Origin of the sequence: Streptococcus oralis subsp. oralis (genome assembly GCF_002096495.1) — a bacterium.
GTDB lineage: Bacteria > Bacillota > Bacilli > Lactobacillales > Streptococcaceae > Streptococcus > Streptococcus oralis_CU.
Genome location: NZ_NCUO01000011.1, coordinates 80,634 through 98,096 on the forward strand (window position 1 = coordinate 80,634; position 17,463 = coordinate 98,096).

Below are 17,463 nucleotides of genomic sequence, written 5' to 3' on the forward strand. Positions count from 1 at the left end.
AGTGTGTAAATATGGAATTTTCAAAGAAAACACGTGAATTGTCAATTAAAAAAATGCAGGAACGCACCCTGGATCTCTTGATTATTGGTGGGGGGATTACAGGAGCTGGTGTAGCTTTGCAGGCTGCAGCCAGTGGTCTTGACACTGGTTTGATTGAAATGCAGGACTTCGCAGAAGGAACATCTAGCCGTTCAACAAAATTGGTCCACGGAGGTCTGCGTTACCTCAAACAATTCGACGTGGAAGTGGTATCAGATACAGTTTCTGAACGTGCAGTGGTTCAACAAATCGCTCCACATATTCCAAAACCAGATCCAATGCTCTTGCCAGTTTACGACGAAGATGGAGCGACCTTTAGCCTCTTCCGTCTCAAAGTAGCCATGGACTTGTACGACCTTTTGGCAGGTGTCAGCAATACGCCAGCTGCTAACAAGGTCTTGAGCAAAGAAGAAGTCTTGGAACGCCAGCCAAACTTGAAGAAAGAAGGCTTGGTAGGAGGTGGGGTTTACCTTGACTTCCGTAATAACGATGCGCGTCTCGTGATTGAAAACATCAAACGTGCCAATCAAGACGGTGCCCTCATTGCCAACCACGTTAAGGCAGAAGGCTTCCTCTTTGACGAAAGTGGCAAGATTACAGGTGTTGTAGCTCGTGATTTGTTGACAGACCAAGTCTTTGAAATCAAGGCTCGTTTGGTTATCAATACGACAGGTCCTTGGAGTGACAAGGTACGTAATTTGTCTAATAAGGGAACGCAATTCTCACAAATGCGTCCAACCAAGGGAGTTCACTTGGTGGTTGACTCTAGTAAGATCAAGGTTTCACAGCCAGTTTACTTTGACACAGGTTTGGGAGATGGCCGGATGGTCTTTGTTCTCCCCCGTGAAAACAAGACCTACTTTGGTACAACCGATACAGACTACACAGGTGATTTGGAACATCCAAAAGTGACGCAGGAAGATGTGGATTATCTACTTGGCATTGTTAACAACCGCTTCCCAGAAGCAAACATCACCATTGATGATATCGAAAGTAGCTGGGCTGGTCTTCGTCCATTGATCGCAGGCAATAGCGCTTCTGACTACAACGGCGGAAATAACGGAACCATTAGCGACGAAAGCTTCAATAGCTTGATTGCGACTGTCGAGGCTTATCTATCGAAAGAAAAATCGCGTGAAGATGTTGAGTCTGCTGTCAGCAAGCTTGAAAGCAGCACATCTGAGAAACATTTGGACCCATCTGCCGTTTCACGTGGTTCGAGCTTGGACCGTGATGACAATGGCCTGTTGACCCTTGCTGGTGGTAAAATCACAGACTACCGTAAGATGGCTGAAGGGGCTATGGAGCGCGTGGTTGATATCCTCAAAGCAGAATTTGACCGTAGCTTTAAACTGATCAACTCGAAGACTTATCCTGTTTCAGGTGGAGAATTGAACCCAGCAAATGTGGACTCAGAAATTGAGGCCTTTGCTCAACTTGGAGTTTCACGTGGTTTGGATAGCAAGGAAGCTCACTATCTCGCAAATCTTTACGGTTCAAATGCACCGAAGGTCTTCGCCCTTGCTCACAGCTTGGAACAGGCGCCAGGACTCAGCTTGGCAGACACCTTGTCCCTTCACTATGCAATGCGCAATGAATTGGCTCTTAGCCCAGTTGACTTCCTCCTTCGTCGTACCAACCACATGCTCTTTATGCGTGATAGTTTAGATAGCATCGTTGAGCCAGTTCTGGATGAAATGGGACGATTCTATGATTGGACCGAAGAAGAAAAAGCAGCCTACCGTGCGGATGTTGAAGCAGCACTTGCTAACAACGATTTAGCGGCATTAAAAAATTAAGAAAAACTAGAAGAGAGGGAGGTAAGCTTTCCTTGCCTTCTCTCTCCTTCTTTTAAATGGAGACAACGATATGATGAAAGAATTATTTGGAGAATTTTTGGGGACTTTGATCCTTATCCTCCTAGGAAATGGTGTTGTAGCAGGTGTGGTTCTTCCCAAAACCAAGAGTAACAATTCAGGATGGATCGTCATCACGATGGGATGGGGGATCGCCGTTGCGGTTGCCGTCTTTGTATCTGGCAAACTTAGTCCTGCACACTTAAACCCAGCTGTGACGTTTGGTGTAGCCTTAAAAGGTGACTTGCCTTGGGCTTCGGTATTCCCATATATCCTAGCTCAGTTCGCTGGAGCGATGCTTGCTCAAATTTTAGTTTGGTTGCAATTCAAACCGCACTATGAAGCAGAAGAAAATGCAGGCAATATCCTAGCGACCTTTAGTACTGGACCAGCAATCAAAAATACTGTGTCAAACTTGATCAGTGAAATTCTTGGAACCTTTGTTTTGCTCTTGACAATCTTTGCCTTGGGACTCTATGACCTTCAGGCAGGATTAGGGACCTTTGCAGTGGGGACCTTGATTGTCGGTATCGGTCTTTCACTAGGTGGGACAACGGGTTATGCCTTGAACCCAGCTCGTGACCTTGGACCTCGTATCATGCACAGCATTCTTCCAATTCCAAACAAGGGAGATGGAGACTGGTCTTATGCTTGGATTCCTGTTGTAGGACCTATTGTTGGTGCGGCCTTAGCAGTTCTCGTATTTTCACTTTTCTAAGATAAAAGAGTTATTGGCAACAGAGTTTGAGATGGAAATCTCAGGCTCTTTTTTGATGGCCAAAACATTAATATTTTAACTTATCTTAAAATAAGCTAAAACCAATTTTTAAGTTATGGTAAACAGTTGAAAAAAAGGTTGATAAAGTGGTAAAATGTTAGGAAGATAAGATGCTAACAATACATACTGATAGTTAATAGAAATAATATATTAATGGATAGCTTATGAAAAAACAACGAAATTTACATGTATTCTTAGGCCGGACGGCTCTATATTTTGTAATCTTGCTTGGTTTGCTTTATTTTTTTAGTTACCTTGGTCAGAGCCAAGGCACCTTTATTTATAATGAGTTCTAGTTTAAAGGAGAAGAGGAACAGTGTTTAATAAACCGATAAAAGATATGATTGAAACGATTGAGCACTTTGCTCAAACGCAACCAACATATCCTGTCTACAATGTTTTAGGTCAAGAACATACTTATGGTGATCTGAAGGCTGATTCGGATAGTTTGGCTGCAACCATCGATCAACTAGGCTTGCCTGAGAAATCTCCAGTCGTCGTTTTTGGCGGACAGGAATATGAGATGTTGGCTACCTTTGTAGCGCTAACTAAGTCAGGTCATGCCTACATTCCAATTGATAGCCATTCGGCCTTGGAACGGGTAGCTGCTATCGTAGAAGTTGCAGAGCCAAGCTTGATTATTGCCATCTCAGATTTTCCATTAGAGCAAACTAGCACAGCGATGCTGAATTTGGAGCAAGTCCATGAAGCTTTTGCTCAAGCTTCCAGCTACGAGATGACCCATCCAGTCAAGGGGGATGACAACTACTACATCATCTTTACTTCTGGTACGACTGGTAAGCCTAAGGGAGTGCAGATTTCCCAGGATAATCTCCTCAGCTTTACCAACTGGATGATTACAGATAAGGAATTTGCGACGCCAAGTCGTCCACAAATGCTGGCTCAGCCCCCTTATTCTTTTGACCTATCTGTCATGTATTGGGCGCCAACCTTGGCACTGGGTGGTACGCTTTTCGCTCTTCCTTCAGCCATTACTCAGGACTTCAAAAAACTCTTTGCGACAATTTTTTCCTTGCCCATTGCTATCTGGACCTCAACACCGTCCTTTGCAGATATGGCCATGTTGTCAGAAGACTTTAATAGTGAGAAAATGCCAGGAATCACGCATTTCTACTTTGATGGGGAAGAATTAACTGTCAAAACAGCTCAAAAACTGCGTGAGCGTTTCCCAAATGCCCGTATCATCAATGCCTACGGCCCGACAGAAGCGACAGTGGCTTTATCGGCAGTGGCAATTACAGATGAGATGCTAGAAACTATGAAACGTCTACCAATCGGCTATACCAAGGCGGATTCTCCGACCTTTATCATTGATGGGGAAGGTAAGAAAGTTCCAAATGGTGAACAGGGAGAAATCATCATTTCTGGACCAGCTGTTTCAAAAGGCTATATGAATAATCCTGAAAAAACGGCAGAAGCTTTCTTTGAGTTCGAAGGTCTTCCAGCCTACCACACAGGGGATGTAGGAACCATGACAGATGAGGGCTTGCTTCTCTATGGTGGACGAATGGATTTCCAGATTAAGTTTAATGGTTATCGCATTGAGCTGGAAGATGTCTCTCAAAACCTCAACAAGTCTCGCTTTATCGAGTCGGCTGTTGCTGTCCCACGTTATAACAAGGACCACAAGGTACAAAATCTACTGGCCTATGTCATCCTAAAAGACGGTGTCCGTCAGCAGTTTGAGCGTGATATCGATATTACCAAGGCTATCAAGGAAGACCTAGCAGATATCATGATGTCCTATATGATGCCGTCTAAGTTTCTCTATCGAGACAGTTTACCACTAACGCCTAATGGTAAAATTGATATCAAGGGCTTGATTAACGAGGTAAACAGTAGATGATGGAGCTTTATAAACAGCTACCTCATTTGGAACCTTATGGTGATCTTCAGTACTTTTTATACGTAATTGCTGCGACTTTACCTATCTTTATTGGTCTTTTTTTCAAGAAACGTTTTGCCTTGTACGAGGTGCTCGTTAGTCTCTTCTTTATCGTCACCATGTTGGTCGGTGGAAAGACGAATCAAATAATCGCTCTTATCCTTTATGTTATCTGGCAAGTACTTCTTGTATCTTTCTACAAAAGGTACAGGAAACAACGGGATAGTAAATGGATATTTTACCTGGTTAGCTTTTTATCCCTATTGCCAATCGTCTTTGTGAAAGTATCTCCTGCTATTCATGGACCTCAATCTTTGTTTGGATTTTTAGGGATTTCTTACTTGACCTTTCGTGCAGTTGGGGTTATCGTTGAGTTGAGAGACGGTGTCATCAAGGAATTAACGATCTGGCAATTCTTACGTTTTCTTCTCTTTATGCCGACTTTCTCAAGTGGTCCCATTGATCGTTTTAAACGCTTCAATGAAAATTACGAGACCATTCCTGAGCGGGATGAGCTGATGGATATGCTAGAAGAGGCTGTCAAATATATCATGCTTGGCTTCCTCTACAAGTTTATCTTGGCTCACATTTTAGGAGAGACATTATTGCCTCCGCTGAAAAATTTGGCCTTGCAGACAGGTGGTTTCTTTAACCTCTACGCTTTAGCGGTCATGTACACCTTTGGTCTGGAGCTCTTCTTTGACTTTGCGGGCTACTCTATGTTTGCCTTAGCCATTTCAAACTTGATGGGGATTCATAGTCCTATCAACTTTAACAAGCCCTTTTTGTCAAGGGATTTAAAAGAGTTTTGGAATCGCTGGCATATGAGTCTGTCTTTCTGGTTCCGTGATTTTGTCTTTATGCGGATGGTCATGGTGTTGACCAGAAAGAAGGTCTTTAAAAATCGCAATGTGACCTCAAGTGTAGCCTATATTCTCAATATGCTGATTATGGGATTTTGGCATGGTGTGACCTGGTACTATATCGCCTACGGGCTTTTTCATGGGATTGGGCTAGTCATCAATGACGCTTGGGTTCGTAAGAAAAAAGCGCTCAATAAAGAACGGAAAAAAGCTGGAAAGGGTTCCTTACCTGAGAATCGCTGGATTCAGTTACTTGGCATGGTTGTCACCTTCCATGTCGTGATGGTTTCATTCTTAATCTTTTCTGGATTTTTGAATGATTTATGGTTTAAAAAATAAAAGGATGTAAAAAATGGATATCAAATCAGAAGTTATTGAAATTATTGATGAGTTGTTTATGGAAGATGTTTCTGACATGATGGATGAAGATCTTTTTGATGCCGGTGTCTTGGATAGCATGGGAACGGTTGAATTGATTGTGGAGATTGAAAACCGTTTTGACATTCGTGTTCCAGTGACGGAGTTCGGTCGTGATGACTGGAATACGGCTAATAAAATCGTAGAAGGTATTACGGAGTTGAAGAATGCTTAAACGCTTGTGGCTGATCTTCGGGCCTATCTTCATTGCTGGATTTTTGGTTCTTCTACTCATCTTTTTTTATCCAGGTACAACAAGCCATAATCTGACGGAGGAGAAATATTCGGCGGCTTCTGTTAGTGCAGAGAGTTTTAAAGAGAGAAGCCAAAAAGTAAGGGCTCTTACGGATCCAAATATGCGTTTTATTCCTTTTCTAGGGTCCAGTGAATGGATTCGATTTGATAGTGTCCATCCAGCTGTTTTAGCGGAAAAATACCATCGTCCCTATCGTCCTTACTTTCTAGGTCAAGCAGGAGCAGCCTCTCTCAATCAATATTTTGGCCTACAGCAAATTTTGCCAGAAATAGAGAATAAGCAGGCTGTATTTGTGATTTCGCCTCAGTGGTTTACGGAGACAGATTATGAACCCGCAGCGTTTCAGAGATTTTTTAACAGTGACCAATTGACAGCTTTTTTGGGAAATCAATCTGGTGACATTGCTGCAAAGCATGCGGCTATTCGATTGTTAAAGCAGAATCCTAATGTTGCATTAAAAGGCATTGTTCAAAAACTGTCAAAGGGTGAAGAATTATCAGATGTTGATCAGGTTGCTATTGATCTTTTTGCGCGATTCAACGAAAAACAATCCGCTCTCTTTGGACAATTCTCCATTCGAGGACAACTCAAGTACAAGGAACACGTGGAGAACTATTTAAAAGATCTTCCGGATCAATTTTCTTATGAGGAGTTAGAAAAAATTGTTCGTAAGGACGCAGAAGCAAATACGACCAATAACGATATGGGGATGGAAAATCATTTCTATACGAGAGAGATTCAAAAGGATTTAAAAAAATGGGAAGGATATCAAAAAAATTACAACTTCCTCAAGTCCTCTGAATATAATGATTTGCAGCTGGTCCTCAATCAATTTGCTAAGTCGAATGTCAATGTGCTCTTTGTCATTCAGCCGGTTAACAAGAAGTGGATGGAGTACACAGGGCTCAGCGAAGAGATGTACCAGCATGCAGTGGAGAAAATTCGTTACCAATTAGAAAGTCAGGGTTTTACCAATATTGCTGATTTTTCAAAAAATGGAGGGGACCCTTATTTTGTTAAGGATACCATTCATCTAGGATGGTTAGGTTGGCTGGCTTTTGATAAGGTTGTCAATCCTTTCTTGACGGATCCGAAACCAGCTCCAGACTACAAGATGAATGACCGCTTCTTTAGCAAGGACTGGGCGACCTATGATGGGAATATCAAAGATTTCCAATAAAATAAGCTAAAAGTTTGGGATTTAAACCCAAGCTTTTTTGTTTAAATGGCGAATATTTAAGATGAAAATAGGTCGAAAGTTTCAAAATTTTTAGAAATAGCGTATAATATAAAAGAGAAAAAGAAAAGAAAGGGATTTTAAAATGAACAAACGTTCTTTGTTACCTGTCTTGTCGACAGCCCTGTTAGCTCCAGCCTTCTTAGCTGGACAAGTCTATGCTGAAGAAGCAACAACTCCTGCAGAAAGTTCAGCTGTCGTAGTGACTCCTGCTACGTCGGCGACTCCAGCTCCTGTTGAGAGCCCTGCGGTACCGGAAACTTCGGCAACTTCAGAAGCAGTTGCACCTGCAGAAGCTCCGTCAGCTCCTGTTGAATCTCCTAAAAGCGAAGAAAAGGACACCGTTATCTTGCACACCAATGATGTCCACGGTCGTATCGTAGAGGAAAAGGGAGTTATTGGAGATGCTAAATTAGCGACTGTCATCGAGCAGGAACGTGCGAAATCAAATCAAAATACTCTAGTTGTTGATGCGGGAGATGCTTTCCAAGGTTTACCGATTTCCAACTCTACGAAGGGTGAAGCGCGTGCTGAAATTCTTAATAAGATGCAGTATGATGCCATGGCAGTAGGAAACCATGAGTTTGACTTTGGTTTGGACGAAGCTAAGAAATACAAGGAAATCTTGAAATTCCCATTACTTAGCTCAAATACTTATGTCAATGGAGCTCGTCTTTTTGAAGCTTCTACAATCGTTGATAAAGATAAGACTGTGGAAGGTGATGAGTTTGTTGTAATCGGCGTGACAACACCTGAAACAGCTACCAAAACTCACCCTAAAAATGTCAAAGGGGTAACCTTTACAGATCCAATCTCCGAGGTGAATAAGGTTATCGAAGAAGTCCAAGCCAAGGCTCGTGCAGAAGGTAAGGACTACAAACACTATGTTGTGCTTGCTCACCTCGGTGTAGATACCACAACTCCAGTCGAATGGCGTGGTTCAACTTTGGCAGAAGCTCTCTCTAAAAATCCTCGTCTTAAAGGCAAACGTGTGACAGTTATTGATGGGCATTCTCATACGGTAGCTTCCACAACTTATGGCGACAATGTTACCTATAACCAAACAGGAAGCTACCTTCATAATGTTGGGAAGGTTATCTACAAATCACGTCAGCTTTTGGGTAATCCAACTCAGATTCCGGCTGCTGATGCTAAAAAATTACCAGCCAATCCAACAGTTGAAAAACTAGTCAAAGACATTAAACAAAAATACGATGCTGAAAATGCTGTTGAAGTCGTTTCAAACAGCCCTGTAGAACTAAACGGTGATCGTGAAAATGTTCGGGTTCGTGAAACCAACCTCGGAAACGTCGTGGCAGACTCTCTCTATCAATATGGTCAAACAGGATTTAGCCATCCGACAGACATCGCTGTGACAAATGGTGGTGGTTTGCGTGAAACCATTGCAAAAGGCAAACCGATCACTAAAGGAAATGTCATTGCCGTTCTTCCATTTGGGAATACTATCTCACAAATCCAAGTGACGGGGCAACAAGTTTTGGATATGTTTGAAAAATCACTCGGATCTATCTTGCAGGTCGATAAGGATGGCAAGAAGGTCTTGGATGAGAACGGACAACCATTGCTAGAACCAAGTGGTGGCTTCTTGCAAGTTTCAGGTGTGAAGGTCTACTATGATACCAACCTCCCATCAGGCAAACGTGTCTTGGCTATCCAGGTTAAAAACCGTGCGACTGGTCGTTATGATCTCCTGGACCTCGCAAAAACTTACTATCTTGCAACCAATGATTTCCTAGCTGCGGGTGGTGATGGCTACACGATGTTAGGTGGTGCGCGAGAAGAAGGTCCTTCTATGGATGCAGCCTTTGAAGAGTATCTTAAAACAGCTGATTTGACCCAGTATGAAAAGATCAATCCGAACTCACGGACGATTTCTGTGGATTCTACAACCTTTAGTCTGCCGGTAGAAACGCCTCAAACGAATGCGGCTGCTAACGATGCGACTACAAATGTGCCATTGACTTATGAGGTGGCAGGTCAATTTAGCAAGAAGGCAGTTGTCTCAGAAAAAGCCCTCCCAAATACAGGAAGCGAACAGTCCATCTTCTTGCTCTTGATGGGAATGGTAGCTGGTTTGGCAGGGATCTTATCGAGCCGAAAACCAAAGCAAAAATAGGTTAAATTTTACATCTAGAAGAGTCTAAGGAAACGTTTTTACGCCTTTTTCCCTTGACTCTTTTTTGGTTTATGATATAATTAACCAGTAAAGAATCGGTGACTATCTCTATTTTTTACGAAAAGATAGCTAGGGAAGGAGTAACACATGAGACAGCTTGCACAGGAAATCGATAACTTTTTAAACGAGGTGATCTTGAGATCTGAGAACCAGCATGAAATTCTGATTGGGCATTGCACAAGTGACGTAGCCTTGACCAATACTCAGGAACACATCCTCATGCTCTTGTCAGAAGAATCCCTAACCAACTCGGAGTTGGCCCGTCGCCTTAATGTCAGTCAGGCGGCAGTGACCAAGGCTATCAAATCTTTGGTCAAAGAGGGCATGTTAGAGACATCCAGAGATCCAAAGGATGCGCGTGTGATTTTTTACCAACTGACAGAACTAGCTCGACCAGTGGCAGAGGAACACCACCATCATCATGAACACACGCTCTTAGCCTATGAACAAGTAGCAAGTCAGTTTACTCCAAATGAACAAGAAGTTATCCAGCGGTTTTTAACTGCTTTAGTAGGAGAAATCAAATAATGCGGTATATTACAGTAGAGGACTTGTCTTTCTATTATGACAAAGAGCCTGTCCTCGAGCACATCAACTACAGTGTTGATAGCGGGGAGTTTGTCACCCTGACTGGTGAAAATGGAGCTGCCAAGACGACGCTTATCAAGGCGAGTCTAGGCATCTTGCAGCCAAGATTTGGCAAGGTAACCATCTCAAAGACAAATACTCATGGGAAAAAACTTAGGATAGCCTATCTTCCCCAGCAGATAGCCAGTTTTAATGCTGGTTTTCCAAGTACGGTTTATGAATTTGTCAAGTCGGGCCGCTATCCTCGAAAGGGCTGGTTTCGTCGTTTGAACGCCCATGATGAGGAGCATATCAAGGCCAGTCTAGACTCAGTTGGTATGTGGGAACACCGTGACAAACGAATTGGCTCCCTTTCGGGAGGGCAAAAGCAACGAGCAGTGATTGCTCGGATGTTTGCTTCTGACCCAGATATCTTTGTCCTGGATGAGCCGACAACAGGGATGGATGCTGGAAGCAAAAATGAATTTTACGAACTCATGCACCATAGTGCCCACCATCATGGCAAGGCTGTTTTGATGATTACCCATGACCCTGAGGAGGTCAAGGACTATGCGGATCGCAATATTCATCTAGTTCGTAACCAAGATTCGCCATGGCGTTGTTTTAACGTTCACGAAAGCGACCAGGAGGTGGACCATGCTTAGTTTGTTATCCTATGACTTTATGCAGCGTGCCTTCTTGGCGGTCATTGCCATGAGTCTCTTTTCTCCAGTTCTTGGGACCTTCCTTATCTTACGTCGTCAGAGTCTCATGAGCGATACCCTCAGTCACGTTTCTCTATCAGGGGTAGCCTTTGGTCTGGTTTTGGGGATTTCTCCAACTATTTCAACCATTGCTATTGTCTTGATCGCTGCTGTCTTTCTGGAGTATCTCCGTACAGTCTATAAGAACTTTATGGAAATCGGGACTGCCATCCTCATGTCAACAGGACTTGCAGTGTCTCTTATCGTGATGAGTAAGGGCAAAAGTTCGAGCTCCATGAGTTTAGACCAGTATCTCTTTGGGTCTATTGTGACTATTAGCCAGGAGCAGGTGATGTTCCTCTTTGCCATTGCGGCGGTCGTTTTACTCTTGACTTTCTTATTCTTGCGACCAATGTATATCCTGACCTTCGATGAGGACACGGCTTTTGTAGATGGACTTCCAGTGCGGACCATGTCTATCCTCTTTAACATGGTGACAGGGGTGGCCATTGCCCTTATGATTCCAGCTGCAGGAGCCCTTTTGGTGTCGACCATTATGGTCTTGCCAGCTAGCATTGCCCTTCGTCTGGGGAAAAACTTCAAATCCGTTATGTTACTAGCCAGCGCTATTGGCTTTTTGGGAATGGTGGCAGGTCTCTATATTTCCTACTATGCGGAAACACCTGCCAGCGCTAGTATCACCATTATCTTTGTAGCTGTCTTTTTGTTAGTCAGTCTACTGAAACGTTTTATCAAATAGGAGAATGAAATGAAAAAACTGAGCTTACTACTGGCTAGTCTATGTGCCCTGTTTTTAGTGGCTTGTTCCAATCAAAAACAGGCAGATGGGAAACTAAATATCGTGACAACCTTTTACCCTGTCTACGAATTTACCAAGCAAGTCGCAGGAGATACTGCTAATGTAGAACTTCTAATCGGTGCTGGTACAGAACCCCATGAGTATGAACCGTCTGCCAAGGCAGTTTCCAAAATCCAAGATGCAGATACCTTTGTCTATGAAAATGAAAACATGGAAACTTGGGTTCCAAAATTGTTAGAATCCTTGGATAAGAAAAAAGTGAAAACCATCAAGGCGACAGGTGATATGCTCCTCTTGCCAGGTGGTGAGGAAGAAGAGGAAGGGCATGATCATGGTGGTGAAGGTCACCATCACGACTACGATCCCCATGTTTGGCTATCACCAGTTCGTGCCATTAAACTAGTAGAACATATCCGTGACAGCTTGTCAGCAGATTATCCTGATAAAAAAGAGACTTTTGAGAAGAATGCAGCTGCCTATATTGAAAAATTGCAAGCATTGGATAAGGCCTACACAGATGGCTTGTCTCAAGCCAAACAAAAGAGCTTTGTGACCCAGCACGCTGCCTTTAACTACCTTGCCTTGGACTACGGTCTCAAGCAAGTATCCATCTCAGGTCTCTCACCAGATGCAGAACCATCAGCAGCACGTTTGGCAGAATTGACAGAGTATATTAAGAAAAACAAGATTTCTTATATCTACTTTGAAGAAAATGCCTCACAAGCCCTAGCTAATACACTCTCAAAAGAAACAGGTGTCAAACTAGACGTGCTCAATCCGCTAGAAAGTCTAACAGAAGAAGCAACCAAGGCTGGTGAGGACTATATCTCCGTGATGGAGAAAAACCTCAAGGCTTTGAAACAGACAACGGACCAAGAAGGACCGGAAATCGAGCCAGAGAAGGAAGAAAATACCAAGACAGTTCACAATGGTTACTTTGAGGATGCAGATGTCAAAGACCGTACCTTGAGTGACTATGTAGGCAACTGGCAGTCGGTCTATCCTTTCCTTGAAGATGGTACGTTTGATCAAGTCTTTGACTACAAGGCTAAGTTGACTGGCAAGATGACCAAGGATGAGTACAAGGCCTACTATAGAAAAGGCTATCAGACAGATGTGACTAAAATCAACATTACGGACAACACTATGGAATTTGTTCAAGGTGGACAAAGTAAGAAATTTACGTATAAGTATGTCGGCAAGAAAATCTTGACTTATAAGAAAGGCAATCGTGGCGTGCGTTTCCTCTTTGAAGCGACAGATGCGGACGCTGGACAGTTCAAGTATGTTCAGTTTAGTGACCACAATATCGCCCCAGTCAAGGCAGAACATTTCCATATCTTCTTTGGAGGCACCAGCCAAGAAGCCCTCTTTGAGGAGATGGATAACTGGCCAACCTATTACCCAGATAACCTATCTGGCCAAGAAATCGCCCAAGAAATGTTGGCGCATTGATGCAAGAGAGAATCCCGCAAATCTGCGGGATTTTTTGCTAGAAACGATTATCTGAGTAGGTTGTGGGCGCTATAGTACTACAGCTGTGCTGTTCACAATGTGATAAAGAGGTCATTTTCTACTGGCTGATTCTCACTAGCTGGCGAATGCAAAAGCTACGATTGTACAAATTATAGAATCTTTTCAGGGGATTTAGGAAGGGAGCTTAGTCATATTGACGCTGCTATCGCTTTTTGTTATAGTCAAGGAGAGAGCGGTCTGGAACACTAGTTTATTCACAGTCTGTGGATAAGTCTAGGGGAAAATGACATATAACTCAGGGTGTTGAAGCACCCTGATACTAGTTCCGTACATTAGTAACTTGCTAGAGAGCTAGTAGAAACCCTAGTACAGAGCTGTTTGACAAAGGTCTGTTTAGGGGTGAAGGCCTCTAAGTCTAAGAGCTGGATTTTGGAGAAACTAGTTTTTAGGCATGTTTTCTTATCCACAAGTTGTGGATAATTTTGTGAACAAGAGAAAGAGATGTGAGATGATGACGAACATAAAACCGCATGGACCATTACCAAGTCAGGCCCAGCTGGATTATTTAGAGGATGAACTAGCTGCCTTTATCCATTTTGGTCCCAATACCTTTTATGACCAGGAATGGGGAAGTGGGCAAGAGGATCCTATGCGTTTTAACCCGACTAAGTTGGATGCGCGTGAATGGGTTCGAGTGCTTAAAGAAACGGGTTTTAAAAAGCTGATTTTGGTGGTGAAGCACCACGATGGCTTTGTTCTCTACCCGACATCCCACACAGATTATTCGATCAAGGCTAGTCCTTGGAGGGATGGAAAGGGGGACTTGCTCCTTGAAGTTTCCCAAGCTGCAACTGAGTTTGACATGGATATGGGAGTTTATTTATCTCCTTGGGATGCCCATAGTCCCCTCTATCATGTGGACCGAGAAGCGGACTACAATGCCTATTATCTGGATCAGTTGAAGGAAATCTTGTCAAATCCTGCCTATGGGAATGCCGGCAAGCTCACTGAGGTGTGGATGGATGGTGCTCGAGGCGAAGGGGCCCAGAAGGTCAACTATGAGTTTGAGACTTGGTTTGAAACCATTCGTGACTTGCAGGGCGATTGTTTGATTTTCTCAACTGAGGGAACTAGTATTCGCTGGATTGGCAATGAACGAGGCTATGCAGGGGATCCCTTGTGGCAAAAAGTCAAGCCAGACCAGTTAGGAACAGAGGCGGAATTAGATTATCTACAGCACGGAGACCCCTTTGGGACGCTATTTTCAATCGGTGAGGCAGATGTTTCTCTTCGGCCGGGCTGGTTTTACCATGAGGATCAGGACCCCAAGTCTCTCGAGGAATTGGTCGAAATCTACTTTCACTCGGTGGGTCGGGGTACACCTCTCTTACTCAATATTCCGCCAAACCAAGATGGACTCTTTGACGAAAAGGATATCCGGCGACTGTATGAATTTGCTGCCTACCGTGACGAGCTCTATAAAGAAGATTTGGCTTTGGGAGCCAAGGTATACGGCCCTGCTCTATCACCAGACTTTGCTTGTCATCATCTGACAGATGGACTGGAGGCTAGTTCTTGGGCAAGTGATGCAGAGTTGCCAATCCAATTAGAGCTTGATTTAGGATCACCTAAAACTTTTGATGTGATTGAGTTAAGAGAAGATTTGAAGTTGGGGCAACGCATCGCTGCTTTCCATGTTCAGGTAGAGTTGAATGGTGTCTGGCAGGAGTTTGGATCTGGTTATACTGTTGGCTACAAACGTCTCTTACGAGGATCAGTCGTTGAGGCGCAGAAGATACGCGTGACCATTACAGAGGCACAGGCTTTGCCTTTGTTGACCAAGATTTCACTCTATAAAACACCTACCTTGTCGAAAAAAGAAACTGTTCAGCAACTAGAGTTTTCAGAAAAAATTCTCGCTGTGACCAAGGGAGAAAATGTCCACTTTACAGTGAAGCGCATAGAATTTAGCAGTCCTTTAGAAGCTAAGATTTCGATTCAACCAGGGACAGGTGTGCATGGTGTCGCCTATCGGGACGAGATTCAAGTCCTTACGTTTCAAGCTGGTGAGACTGAAAAAAGGCTGACGCTACCAACCTTGTATTTTGCAGGAGATAAAAGCTTAGATTTTTATCTGAATTTGACAGTAGAGAGTCAGCTGGTTGACCAGCTTCAGGTCCAAGTTTCATAAAAGAAGAACCTTTGCGCGATGCAAAGGTTCTTTTGGTTAGGAGTGATTTGGTAGCCAGCTGAGGGTGAAGGTCAGTTGCTCAGCTTTCAAGAGGTCTTGGTGTTGAAGGCTAGATACTATGGTCTTGTCCAGTCGGCATTCTTTGACAAAGTTGAAATGGCTGTGGTTTTGCTCGGCATGGATATCCAGCCATTTATTTTCCTTAGCCAGGTAGATACGGAGGTGATCAAAGAGAGGGATTCCGAGGTCGTAACTGGGTTTTCCTGGACAGGTCGGATAGAATCCGAGAGCTGACCAGATATACCAAGCAGAGAGACTGCCATTGTCCTCATCGCCAGGATAGGCTTGCCAGCTGGGGTGAAAGGCTTTCTGACGTATCGACTTGATGAGTAGAGCAGTGTAGTCTGGATAGTTGCTATAGCGAAAGAGATATGGAATGTGGAAGCTAGGCTGGTTGGAAATGGCGATTTGCCCAAAAGGAGCGGTAGCCATCTCGCTCATCTCGTGAATCTCGTAACCATAGCCAGTCGTCTCAAAGAGAGGAGCGTCCTGACAGGCTTTCAAAAGATAATTGCTGAAGGCTTCTTTTCCACCCATAAGCTGGATTAAGCCTGGGATGTCATGGAGGACGCCTAAAGTCGCTTGAATGGCAGAGCATTCGGCGTAGTCGCGTCCCCAACTATAGGGAGAGAAGTCAGGGCGGAAGTTGCCTTGGCTGTCTCGCGCACGCATGTAACCTGTCTTAGCGTCAAATAGATGGCGGTAATTTTGAGACGCAGTTCTATAAGTTTCCGCGATGTCATTCTGACCAAGCTTTTCGGCACAGCTAGCGATACAAAAGTCACTATAGGCGTAGTCTAGAGTGTGGCTGACGCTTTCGTGGTGGTCGGTAGAGAGGTAGCCAAGCTCTTGGTATTGGGTTAGTCCGTGGCGACCATTGATGCCGAGAGGGTCGGACTTGCTGGCTGTTTCAAGCATGGCCTGGAGGAGTTCTTCTTCTAGGTCGGGGGCCATGTCCTTGCAGGCGCTATCTGCGATAATGCCATCTAAAAGGGTACCAGGCATCATACCCCGTTCGTCTGGAGCTAGCCATTTTGGAAGGAATCCAGTATCGCGGTAGCTATTGAGAAAGCCTTCTAAAAAGAGACGATAGTGTTCCGGTATGATAAGGGCAAAGAGGGGAAATGTGGTGCGGAAGGTATCCCAGAAACCATTGTTGCTAAAGAGGACACCGGGCTTGACAGTACCAGTAGTCATATCCATGTGGATGGCTTGCCCTGATTCATCAACCTCATAAAAAGTCTGTGGGAAGAGGAAGAGTCTGTAAAGGCAGTGGTCAAAGAAGGTCCGGTCGGTTTCCCCTGTCTCCACGATATCAAAACGATGGAGGAGATTTTCCCAGTCCGCTTGGGCTTTTTCTTTACAGCTATCAAAATCTTCTTGAGGTAGATTAACCAGAGCTTGAGAAGGCGATATGAAAGAAGTTGCTAGTTGAATCTCGGATTGACTGCTTGCTAAGTCAATTCGCCAGTCTCCACCTTCTTGGCTGACAGCAAGAATATCTGTATTCATTTGTAGAGCAGTAAACAGTAACAGAGGATTTTTGTTGGTCTCTGTTTTTCCTTCTTGTCTTAGGGAAAGAGTTCGCTTATCTACTTGCTCTACGGTCAGTTCATCTACTGCGTGAAGATAGAGGGAGAGGGCTTTGCCTTGCTTTTGCTCTAGACGAATAGAAGCGCCATAGCAAGTCGGTGTGAGCTGGGTTTCAATCTGATAGCGCAGGGAGAAAATCTTCAGATAATGGGGGTGGAAGGAGGCCTTATCTAGGTCATAGGAAGACTGACGATGGAAGAGACTGTCTCCACCTAGCTGGCCGGTGACAGGTGTCAGAAGGAACCAAGAGTAGTCCCCAATCCAAGGACTGGGCTGGTGGGTTAATCGAATCCCCTGAAAGATAGGCAGATGCGGATCGAAAAACCAAGCTCCCTCCTGGTCGCTGGTCTGAGGCACAGAGTAACTCATCCCAAAAGGAACGCCCGTGTAAGGCAGGGTATTTCCTCGAGAAAAGGCATGCTTGCTAGCAGTCCCAAAGCGGGTATCGATGGTTTCAAGTAGTGGTTTCATGGTATTTCCTTTAGCTGTTTTTCTACATTATA

14 protein-coding genes are annotated in these 17,463 nt (G+C 44.0%); 13 read left to right on the forward strand and 1 reads right to left on the reverse strand.

The window, feature by feature from the left end; translation table 11 throughout:
- The first annotated feature begins 11 nt into the window (after nt 1–11).
- The 13 genes from glpO to B7717_RS04035 all read left to right on the forward strand — a co-directional run bounded on the left by glpO (nt 12) and on the right by B7717_RS04035 (nt 15,307).
- On the forward strand, nt 12–1,838 hold the full coding sequence (gene glpO, locus B7717_RS03975; RefSeq protein WP_000395894.1) for a type 1 glycerol-3-phosphate oxidase: 1,827 nt from the start codon (nt 12–14) through the stop codon (nt 1,836–1,838).
- Between the two features lie 70 nt (nt 1,839–1,908).
- A complete protein-coding gene (locus tag B7717_RS03980; protein ID WP_084944254.1) occupies nt 1,909–2,613 on the forward strand; it encodes an MIP/aquaporin family protein in 705 nt (234 codons plus the stop codon).
- A gap of 224 nt (nt 2,614–2,837) precedes the next feature.
- Nucleotides 2,838–2,969 (forward strand): teichoic acid D-Ala incorporation-associated protein DltX, encoded by a 132-nt coding sequence (locus tag B7717_RS03985; protein WP_008276434.1) that lies wholly within the window; start codon nt 2,838–2,840, stop codon nt 2,967–2,969.
- A 20-nt stretch (nt 2,970–2,989) separates the two neighbouring features.
- Nucleotides 2,990–4,540 (forward strand): D-alanine--poly(phosphoribitol) ligase subunit DltA, encoded by a 1,551-nt coding sequence (gene dltA, locus B7717_RS03990; RefSeq protein WP_084944255.1) that lies wholly within the window; start codon nt 2,990–2,992, stop codon nt 4,538–4,540.
- On the forward strand, nt 4,537–5,781 hold the full coding sequence (dltB, locus tag B7717_RS03995) for a D-alanyl-lipoteichoic acid biosynthesis protein DltB (RefSeq protein WP_000970388.1): 1,245 nt from the start codon (nt 4,537–4,539) through the stop codon (nt 5,779–5,781). The genes dltA and dltB overlap by 4 nt, the downstream gene beginning before the upstream one ends.
- Nucleotides 5,782–5,794: 13 nt before the next feature.
- Complete coding sequence (gene dltC / locus B7717_RS04000; protein ID WP_000351972.1) at nt 5,795–6,034, forward strand: D-alanine--poly(phosphoribitol) ligase subunit DltC; 240 nt, start codon at nt 5,795–5,797, stop codon at nt 6,032–6,034.
- A complete protein-coding gene (dltD, locus tag B7717_RS04005; RefSeq protein ID WP_000919836.1) occupies nt 6,027–7,295 on the forward strand; it encodes a D-alanyl-lipoteichoic acid biosynthesis protein DltD in 1,269 nt (422 codons plus the stop codon). The genes dltC and dltD overlap by 8 nt, the downstream gene beginning before the upstream one ends.
- 142 nt (nt 7,296–7,437) lie before the next feature.
- Nucleotides 7,438–9,489, forward strand: a complete 2,052-nt coding sequence (gene nt5e / locus B7717_RS04010; protein ID WP_049477597.1) for a cell surface ecto-5'-nucleotidase Nt5e — start codon at nt 7,438–7,440, stop codon at nt 9,487–9,489.
- Nucleotides 9,490–9,636: 147 nt separating this feature from the next.
- Nucleotides 9,637–10,077, forward strand: a complete 441-nt coding sequence (gene adcR / locus B7717_RS04015) for a zinc-dependent transcriptional regulator AdcR (RefSeq protein ID WP_001249328.1) — start codon at nt 9,637–9,639, stop codon at nt 10,075–10,077.
- Entirely contained in the window at nt 10,077–10,781 is a 705-nt protein-coding gene (locus tag B7717_RS04020) for a metal ABC transporter ATP-binding protein (RefSeq protein WP_001269482.1), read from the forward strand. The genes adcR and B7717_RS04020 overlap by 1 nt, the downstream gene beginning before the upstream one ends.
- A complete protein-coding gene (locus tag B7717_RS04025) occupies nt 10,774–11,580 on the forward strand; it encodes a metal ABC transporter permease (RefSeq protein ID WP_044021562.1) in 807 nt (268 codons plus the stop codon). Before B7717_RS04020 ends, B7717_RS04025 begins: the two co-directional genes overlap by 8 nt.
- Nucleotides 11,581–11,589: 9 nt before the next feature.
- The gene (gene adcA / locus B7717_RS04030) at nt 11,590–13,095 is read left to right on the forward strand and encodes a zinc ABC transporter substrate-binding lipoprotein AdcA (protein ID WP_084944256.1); all 1,506 of its coding nucleotides are present in this window, start codon (nt 11,590–11,592) and stop codon (nt 13,093–13,095) included.
- Between the two features lie 532 nt (nt 13,096–13,627).
- Nucleotides 13,628–15,307, forward strand: coding sequence for an alpha-L-fucosidase (locus tag B7717_RS04035; RefSeq protein ID WP_162287136.1), 1,680 nt, complete (start codon nt 13,628–13,630; stop codon nt 15,305–15,307).
- 36 nt (nt 15,308–15,343) lie between these two features.
- Here B7717_RS04035 and B7717_RS04040 read toward each other — a convergent pair whose 3' ends face one another.
- Nucleotides 15,344–17,431: a GH92 family glycosyl hydrolase gene (locus tag B7717_RS04040; RefSeq protein WP_084944258.1), complete on the reverse strand. Its 2,088-nt coding sequence runs from the start codon at nt 17,429–17,431 to the stop codon at nt 15,344–15,346.
- Nucleotides 17,432–17,463 lie beyond the last annotated feature (32 nt).

Excerpts from the sequence above, each read along its gene's own strand:
- dltC (WP_000351972.1), top strand. The coding sequence starts at position 5,795 with ATGGATATCAAATCAGAAGTTATTGAAATTATTGATGAGTTGTTTATG.
- nt5e (WP_049477597.1), top strand. The coding sequence starts at position 7,438 with ATGAACAAACGTTCTTTGTTACCTGTCTTGTCGACAGCCCTGTTAGCT.
- glpO (WP_000395894.1), top strand. The coding sequence starts at position 12 with ATGGAATTTTCAAAGAAAACACGTGAATTGTCAATTAAAAAAATGCAG.
- adcR (WP_001249328.1), top strand. The coding sequence starts at position 9,637 with ATGAGACAGCTTGCACAGGAAATCGATAACTTTTTAAACGAGGTGATC.
- B7717_RS04020 (WP_001269482.1), top strand. The coding sequence starts at position 10,077 with ATGCGGTATATTACAGTAGAGGACTTGTCTTTCTATTATGACAAAGAG.
- B7717_RS04025 (WP_044021562.1), top strand. The coding sequence starts at position 10,774 with ATGCTTAGTTTGTTATCCTATGACTTTATGCAGCGTGCCTTCTTGGCG.
- adcA (WP_084944256.1), top strand. The coding sequence starts at position 11,590 with ATGAAAAAACTGAGCTTACTACTGGCTAGTCTATGTGCCCTGTTTTTA.
- dltD (WP_000919836.1), top strand. The coding sequence starts at position 6,027 with ATGCTTAAACGCTTGTGGCTGATCTTCGGGCCTATCTTCATTGCTGGA.
- B7717_RS03980 (WP_084944254.1), top strand. The coding sequence starts at position 1,909 with ATGATGAAAGAATTATTTGGAGAATTTTTGGGGACTTTGATCCTTATC.
- B7717_RS04040 (WP_084944258.1), bottom strand. The coding sequence starts at position 17,431 with ATGAAACCACTACTTGAAACCATCGATACCCGCTTTGGGACTGCTAGC.
- B7717_RS03985 (WP_008276434.1), top strand. The coding sequence starts at position 2,838 with ATGAAAAAACAACGAAATTTACATGTATTCTTAGGCCGGACGGCTCTA.
- dltB (WP_000970388.1), top strand. The coding sequence starts at position 4,537 with ATGATGGAGCTTTATAAACAGCTACCTCATTTGGAACCTTATGGTGAT.
- B7717_RS04035 (WP_162287136.1), top strand. The coding sequence starts at position 13,628 with ATGACGAACATAAAACCGCATGGACCATTACCAAGTCAGGCCCAGCTG.